The sequence below is a fragment of the Microvirga sp. GN3 genome, from assembly GCF_055792825.1.
Genome location: NZ_JBVVAK010000258.1, coordinates 1 through 7,241 on the forward strand (window position 1 = coordinate 1; position 7,241 = coordinate 7,241).

General features: G+C 61.7%; 7 protein-coding genes. 6 read left to right on the top strand and 1 reads right to left on the bottom strand.

Features of this window, described 5'->3' with window-relative positions; genetic code table 11:
- Window positions 1-427: aldehyde dehydrogenase family protein (locus ACS5Q1_RS45470; protein WP_473104387.1), on the bottom strand; the 427-nt coding region annotated here is incomplete at its 3' end.
- Between the two features lie 364 nt (window positions 428-791).
- Between ACS5Q1_RS45470 and ACS5Q1_RS45475 the strand changes: the two genes are divergently transcribed.
- From ACS5Q1_RS45475 to ACS5Q1_RS45500, 6 genes are all read left to right on the top strand, one after another.
- Window positions 792-1,955, top strand: a complete 1,164-nt coding sequence (locus tag ACS5Q1_RS45475; RefSeq protein WP_371826867.1) for an ABC transporter substrate-binding protein — start codon at window positions 792-794, stop codon at window positions 1,953-1,955.
- 124 nt (window positions 1,956-2,079) lie between these two features.
- Entirely contained in the window at window positions 2,080-2,838 is a 759-nt protein-coding gene (locus tag ACS5Q1_RS45480; protein WP_203442845.1) for an ABC transporter ATP-binding protein, read from the top strand.
- On the top strand, window positions 2,831-3,538 hold the full coding sequence (locus ACS5Q1_RS45485) for an ABC transporter ATP-binding protein (protein ID WP_473104388.1): 708 nt from the start codon (window positions 2,831-2,833) through the stop codon (window positions 3,536-3,538). The genes ACS5Q1_RS45480 and ACS5Q1_RS45485 overlap by 8 nt, the downstream gene beginning before the upstream one ends.
- A gap of 6 nt (window positions 3,539-3,544) precedes the next feature.
- On the top strand, window positions 3,545-4,432 hold the full coding sequence (locus tag ACS5Q1_RS45490) for a branched-chain amino acid ABC transporter permease (protein ID WP_473104389.1): 888 nt from the start codon (window positions 3,545-3,547) through the stop codon (window positions 4,430-4,432).
- Window positions 4,433-4,436: 4 nt separating this feature from the next.
- Window positions 4,437-5,411, top strand: coding sequence for a branched-chain amino acid ABC transporter permease (locus ACS5Q1_RS45495; RefSeq protein ID WP_203442842.1), 975 nt, complete (start codon window positions 4,437-4,439; stop codon window positions 5,409-5,411).
- A gap of 69 nt (window positions 5,412-5,480) precedes the next feature.
- Complete coding sequence (locus ACS5Q1_RS45500) at window positions 5,481-7,121, top strand: GMC family oxidoreductase (protein WP_473104390.1); 1,641 nt, start codon at window positions 5,481-5,483, stop codon at window positions 7,119-7,121.
- Window positions 7,122-7,241 lie beyond the last annotated feature (120 nt).

Below are 7,241 nucleotides of genomic sequence, written 5' to 3' on the forward strand. Positions count from 1 at the left end.
TGACGTCGCCGTCGATGCGCTTGGCTTCCTCCGCGAACCATTCGATATAGGCCGCGTTCGAGATCACCTCGGCCTTGGCCTCAGGAAGCGGCTTGCCCTGCTCGGTGGTGAGGATCAGCGCCAGATCGTCGGCATTGGCGATGATCAGGTCGTACCAACGCTTGAGGATCGTGCTGCGCTCCTTGGCGGTGCGCTTCGCCCAGTCCTTCTGCACCGTGGCCGCGGTGTCGATGGCGCGGCGGGCGGCGTCAGGGCCGAGATCGGGCACGCTCAGGATCAGCGCGCCGTCATACGGATCGGTGACCGGGATGGTCTTGCCGTCCGGGGCGTCGATCCACTCGCCCGCCACATAGGCCTGACCCACCAGCAGCGACGGATCCTGCAGATCGAGGGTACGGTGGTCGGCGGGCTTCTGGTGAACGGTCATCGCAAGGCTCCAACCTAGACAATAGGGGGACAGAAAGCTGAGGCAGATATAGGCGCTGCCTCCAGCACTGTGAACAGCGGGAGATGCGGAGCAGGGTTACCGATAAAGCGGCCAAGGTCTCAAGGGTCAGTGACGCCCGATGCCTGAAAATGAGGCAAAAACTTGAAGCTTAAAGAGATCTGCGACTTAAGGATGACCCCCTCTCGCATTGCACAAGGCGTGAAGGGCTGTACTTTTCTGACCATCGCCGGGCGCACCCTCACGCCGCGGTTCGAACAATGCTGGATCAACTGGCTTCGGAACGAAGGGAAGGAAATCGATGCGAGTTCTCAATAAAATTCTGTTCGCCCTCAGCTGCACCGTCATGGCGCAATCGGCCTATGCACAGCAGGCTTCCGACGGCGTGGTCAAGATCGGCATCCTGAACGATCAGTCCGGCGTCTACGCAGATTTCGGTGGCAAGTCCTCGGTCGAGGCCGCCCGCATGGCGGTGCAGGATTTCGGCGGCAAGGTTCTTGGCGTGCCGGTCGAGATCGTGAGCGCGGACCACCAGAACAAGCCTGACGTGGCAGCGAGCATCGCCCGGCAGTGGTATGATACGGAAAAGGTCGATTCCATCATGGAACTGACCACCTCGTCCGTCGCTCTCGCCGTCCAAGGCCTGTCCAAGGACAAGAAGAAAATCACGATGACGACCGGTGCGGCGACGACCGATCTCACCGGCAAGCAGTGCACGCCCTACGGCTTCCACTGGGCCTACGACACTCACGCGCTCGCAGTCGGCACCGGCGGTGCGCTGGTGGAAAACGGCGGCAACAAGTGGTTCTTCCTCACCGCCGACTACGCCTTCGGCTACTCGCTTGAAGACCAGACTTCGAAATTCGTGAAGTCGAAGGGCGGTCAGGTGCTCGGTGCTGTCCGCCATCCGCTGGCAGCCACTGACTACTCGTCCTTCCTGCTGCAGGCGCAGAGCTCCGGTGCCAACGTGGTCGGCATGGCCAATGCCGGCCTCGACACTGCCAACGCCATCAAGCAGGCTGCCGAGTTCGGCATCACCCAGGGCGGCACGCGTCTCGCAGCCCTGCTTTTCACCCTCGCCGAGGTGAAGGGCCTGGGCCTCAAGGCCGCACAGGGCCTAACCCTGACGGAAGGCTGGTACTGGGATCAGAGCGACGAGAACCGTGCCTTCGCGAAGAAGTTCCAGGAAAAGACCGGCCGCATGCCGAACATGATCCATGTCGGCACCTATTCCGCCGTGACGCAATATCTCAAGGCGATTCAGAAGGCTGGCACGGACGCTACCGAGCCGGTCGCCAAGCTCCTGCACGAAATGCCGGTCGAGGACGTCTTCGCCAAGAAGGGTAAGGTGCTGCCGAACGGCCGTATGGTCTACGACATGTACCTCTTCCAGGTGAAGAAGCCGGAAGAGAGCAAGAGCGAGTGGGACATGTACAAGCAGCTCGCCAAGGTCCCGGGCGATCAGGCTTATATGAAGCTTGCCGACAGCGGCTGCCAGCTCACGCAGTAATACTCCAACCGAAGTGGGACGGCGCGAGCCGCCCCACCTCTTCATCGTCTGACAACGGCTGGTATCGAGCTTTGCGCGCGAACCAGCCGTTGCCTCCTCACCAAGAGAGTGTCGGCCGGTTCATATGGTCAGTACGCAACCTATCTTGAGCGCCACCGGGCTCACCATGGAGTTTCGCGGCTTCCTCGCCGTGAAGGACGTGACCCTGTCCGTCAATGAGGGCACGATCCATGCCCTGATCGGCCCGAACGGTGCCGGCAAGACAACTGTCTTCAACCTGCTCACGAAGTTTCTCACGCCGACGCGCGGGCAGATCAGCTTCAAGGGCTCGGACATCACCGGCCTGAAGCCTGCCGAGGTTGCCCGTCTCGGGCTCGTCCGCTCATTCCAGATTTCGGCGGTATTTCCGCACCTGACCGTGCTCGACAATGTGCGCGTGGCGCTGCAGCGTCCGTCCGGGCTTGCGACGCAGTTCTGGCGCCCGGCTTCCGCTCTTTCGACACTCAACGATCGCGCAATGGAGCTCATCGATGCCGTTGGCCTCCGAGCCTACGCGCATTTGCCGGCCGTTGAATTGTCCTACGGACGCAAGCGCGCGCTTGAGATCGCCACCACGTTGGCCCTCGATCCCGCCATGCTGCTGCTCGATGAGCCGATGGCCGGCATGGGACATGAAGATATCGGCCGCATCTCCGACCTGATCCGACGCATCGCCCGCAATCGCACGGTGCTGATGGTCGAGCATAACCTGAACGTGGTTTCCGATCTTTGCGATCGCGTCACCGTTCTGGCTCGCGGCGAGATTCTCTCCGACGGATCATACGAGACTGTCAGCCAGGATCCGCGCGTGCGTGAAGCTTACATGGGAACCGAGCATGAGTAGCGCTCCCCTTCTCGAAGTCCGCGGGCTCAATGCCTGGTATGGCGAGAGCCATGTTCTTCATGGGGTCGACCTCGACATCCGCGAGGGCGAAACCGTCACCCTGCTCGGCCGCAACGGCGCGGGCAAGACAACCACCTTGCGCGCGATCATGGGCATCCTGCGCCGCCGCGAGGGCGTCATCCGCCTGCGTGGCAAGGATCTCTTGGCGCTGCCGCTCCACAAGGTCGCGCAGGCCGGTCTCGGCTACGTGCCCGAGGAGCGCGGCATCTTCGCGAGCCTGAACGTCTCCGAGAATCTGATGCTGCCGCCGACCGTCGCGGAGGGAGGCATGAGCCTGGAGGAGATCTACACTCTCTTCCCCAACCTCCATGAACGCCGTTCGAGCCAGGGCACGAAGCTTTCCGGCGGCGAGCAGCAGATGCTCGCCATCGCCCGCGTGCTGCGCACGGGCGCGAGGATCATCCTTCTCGACGAGCCGACGGAAGGCCTAGCTCCCGTGATCGTTCAGCGCATCGGCGATGTGCTGGTCGCCTTGAAGAAGCGCGGCATGACCATCCTGCTCGTGGAACAGAACTTCCGCTTCGCGAAGAAAGTCGCCGACCGCTTCTACCTCATGGAGGATGGGCGTATGGTGAACTCGTTCCCTGGGCATGAGCTCGACGCGCGCATGGACGAACTCCACGAAGTTCTTGGGGTGTAGAGCATCATGAGTACGATTTTCGGCATTCCCACCCCGGCCCTCTTTGGCCAGATCCTCATCGGCCTGATCAACGGCTCCTTCTATGCCATGCTGAGTCTCGGCCTCGCCGTGATCTTCGGCCTGTTGCGGGTCATCAACTTCGCCCATGGCGCGCAATACATGCTGGGCGCCTTTGCCGCCTACCTGCTCCTGAGTTGGCTGGGCATCGGCTACTGGCCGGCGCTCATTCTGGCCCCTCTGATCGTCGGCGCCATTGCGGTCGTGATCGAAAGGACGATGCTGAGTCGCCTCTACGGCGTGGATCCGCTCTATGGATTGCTGCTGACCTTCGGCCTCGCGCTCATTCTCGAAGGCGCCTTCCGCTATTGGTTCGGCGCAGCCGGCCAGCCCTATGCCCCCCCACCGCAACTGACGGGAGCTCTCAATCTGGGCTTCATGTTCATGCCGATCTATCGCGGCTGGGTAGTCGTGGCCTCGCTGGTGGTCTGCATCGGCACTTGGCTGCTCATCGAAAAGACGCGGCTTGGCGCCTACCTGCGGGCGGCTACGGAAAATGCCACGCTCGTTCAGGCCTTCGGCGTGAACGTGCCGCTGCTTCTGACGCTCACCTATGGCCTGGGTGCGGCGCTGGCGGCTCTCGCGGGCGTGCTGGCGGCTCCGATCTATCAGGTGAGCCCGCTGATGGGTTCGAACCTCATCATCATCGTCTTCGCCGTGGTCGTGGTCGGCGGCATGGGCTCGATCCTTGGCGCCATCGTGACCGGGTACGTGCTCGGCGTGCTCGAGGGACTGACGAAGGTTTTCTACCCGGAAGCCTCAAGTATCGTTATCTTCGTGATCATGGCCATCGTTCTGCTCGTCAGGCCAGCAGGTCTCTTCGGGCGGGAGGAGTAATATCATGGCTGTCGGAACCGAATATCTCACGGAGCAGCCCAAGCTGAGCACATCTTCCATGGTGCTTGGGGCAATCGCCATTACGGCTTTGCTGGCGGCTCCCTTTTTCTTCTATCCCATCATGCTGATGAGCGTGCTCTGCTTTGCGCTCTTCGCCTGCGCCTTCAACCTTCTCATCGGCTATGTGGGCCTTCTCTCCTTCGGCCATGCCGCCTTCTTCGGCGGGGCGGCCTATTTCACAGCGCATGCAGCCAAGGTGTGGGGCTGGGAGCCTCTGACCGCCATCCTGCTCGGCGTGGCAGGAGCCGCCGCCATGGGCCTCATCATCGGCTTCGTAGCCATTCGCCGACAGGGCATCTATTTCGCCATGATCACGCTCGCCCTGTCGCAGATGTTCGCCTTCATCTGCCTGCAGGTTCCTTTCACCCATGGTGAGGACGGCATCCAGGGTGTGCCGCGCGGCTATCTGCTCGGCTTCATCGACCTGAACCAGCCGCTGACGATGTATTATCTCACGCTGGCGATCTTCCTATTCGGCTTCTTTGCGATCTGGCGCATCGTAAACTCGCCGTTCGGCAATATCCTCAAGGCCATCCGCGAGAACGAGAAGCGCGCAGTCTCGCTCGGCTATCGGGTCGACCGCTACAAGCTCGGCGCCTTCGTCATGTCGGCGGCCTTGGCAGGACTTGCCGGTGGAACGAAAGCTATCGTCTTCCAGTTTGCCACGCTCACCGACGTGCAGTGGCAGATGTCCGGTGAGGTCATTCTCATGACCCTGCTCGGCGGCATCGGCACGATGATCGGCCCCATCGTCGGCGCCGGTCTGGTGATTGCCCTGCAGAACTATCTGGCTGCGTCCGATTTCCCCGTGACGGTGCTGATCGGCATCATCTTCGTGATCTGCGTGCTGCTATTCCGCCGCGGAATCGTGGGAGAGATTCTGGAACTGATGAGGCGCCGGGGCAAAAGCGCCTCTTAAGATACGAGTGAAGCAAACTCTGCCGGCGCTCGTCGGATCGAGCGCCGGCCCATGTCATTGAGCCATACCATGTCAGGCAGCGATACATTCGATTACGTGATCGTCGGAGCCGGTTCGGCGGGCTGCGTGCTGGCGAACCGCCTGTCCAAGGATCCCCGCAACTCGGTCTGCCTTCTCGAAGCAGGCGGCAAGGATAACTGGATCTGGTTTCACATTCCGGTCGGCTATCTTTTCGCCATCGGCAATCCCCGCGCCGACTGGATGTTCAAGACCGAGGCCGAGCCGGGCCTGAACGGCCGTATTCTGAACTATCCCCGCGGCAAGGTCCTGGGCGGCTGCTCGGCCATCAACGCCATGGTCTACATGCGCGGCCAGCGCGAGGATTACGACAACTGGCGCCAGATGGGGCTGACAGGCTGGGGTTGGGACGATGTGAAGCCGATCTTCCGCCAGCATCTCGATCATTACCTCGGCGCCGGCGAGCACCATGGTGTCGGAGGCGAATGGCGCGTCGAGGCTCCTCGGACCCGTTGGGACATCCTGGACACCTTCATCGAAGCCGCGGTCGAGGCCGGCATTCCTCGCGTCAGCGATTTCAATACGGGCAGCAACGAGGGCATCTCGTATTTTCACGTCAATCAGAAGAGCGGGCGGCGCTGGTCCGCGGCGCGCGGCTTCCTCAAGCCGGCCTTGTCCCGCCCCAATCTGAAGGTCGAGACCCAGGCCCATGCCACGCGCATCCTTTTCGAAGGCAGGCGCGCCATTGGCGTCGAAATCCTTCAGAACGGTATCCAGAGGCGTATCCTGGCGCGGAAAGAGGTCGTGCTGTCGGCAGGCGCCATCGCCTCACCCCAGCTCCTGCAATTGTCCGGGATCGGAGACGGCGCATTCCTCCGACAGCATGGAATCGATGTGATTCACCATCTGCCGGGAGTGGGTGAGAACCTGCAGGACCATCTGCAGCTGCGCCCGATCTACAAGGTTCACGGGGTGCGGACGCTCAACGAGGATTATCGGTCCCTGTTCAAGAAGGGGCAGATGGCGCTCGAATATGCCCTCTTCCGCAAAGGACCCCTTACGATGGCGCCGTCCCAGCTGGGCGCTTTCACACGTTCATCGCCCGAATATGCAACGCCGAACCTCCAGTTCCACATCCAGCCCCTGTCGCTGGACAAGTTCGGGGACGATCCACATCCCTTCCCGGCCTTCACGGCGAGCGTCTGCAACCTGCGGCCGACCAGCCGGGGCAGCGTCAGGATCCGCAGCGGCCAATCGGGCGACGCCCCCTTCATCCGCCCGAACTATCTGTCGACTTCGGAAGACCAGAGAGTGGCCGTGGATGCGCTGCGCCTGGTTCGGCACATCGTCTCGATGCCGGCGCTTCAGAAATACCGGCCCGAGGAGTACAAGCCCGGAGCCGAGCTGACGACGGATGACGAGCTTTTGAATGGAGCCCGCGATACCGGAACCACGATCTTCCATCCCGTCGGCACCGCAAAGATGGGCATCGACAACGATCCGATGGCAGTGACGGATGCGCGCTTGCGCGTGCGTGGGATCGAGGGCCTGCGCGTCATCGACGCCTCCGTGATGCCGACCATTACAAGCGGAAACACGAACTCGCCAACTTTGATGATTGCCGATAAGGGGGCCGCGATGATCCTAGAGGATCAGACGAACCTCTCTGCACCTATGCTGCGCTCGGCCTAAGGCTTGTGGGGATTTATCGTGAATTGATGACGGCGGCTGCGAGATAGATCATGGCGGAGAAGCTTTGGTCGGTTTTGTCGGCTCTCATGGCAATGCGCTTGAACTCTTTGAGCTTGCAGA

Bases quoted from the DNA above. Each gene is read 5' to 3' on its own strand.
- ACS5Q1_RS45495 (WP_203442842.1), top strand. From the start codon at position 4,437: ATGGCTGTCGGAACCGAATATCTCACGGAGCAGCCCAAGCTGAGCACA.
- ACS5Q1_RS45475 (WP_371826867.1), top strand. From the start codon at position 792: ATGGCGCAATCGGCCTATGCACAGCAGGCTTCCGACGGCGTGGTCAAG.
- ACS5Q1_RS45490 (WP_473104389.1), top strand. From the start codon at position 3,545: ATGAGTACGATTTTCGGCATTCCCACCCCGGCCCTCTTTGGCCAGATC.
- ACS5Q1_RS45500 (WP_473104390.1), top strand. From the start codon at position 5,481: ATGTCAGGCAGCGATACATTCGATTACGTGATCGTCGGAGCCGGTTCG.
- ACS5Q1_RS45480 (WP_203442845.1), top strand. From the start codon at position 2,080: ATGGTCAGTACGCAACCTATCTTGAGCGCCACCGGGCTCACCATGGAG.
- ACS5Q1_RS45485 (WP_473104388.1), top strand. From the start codon at position 2,831: ATGAGTAGCGCTCCCCTTCTCGAAGTCCGCGGGCTCAATGCCTGGTAT.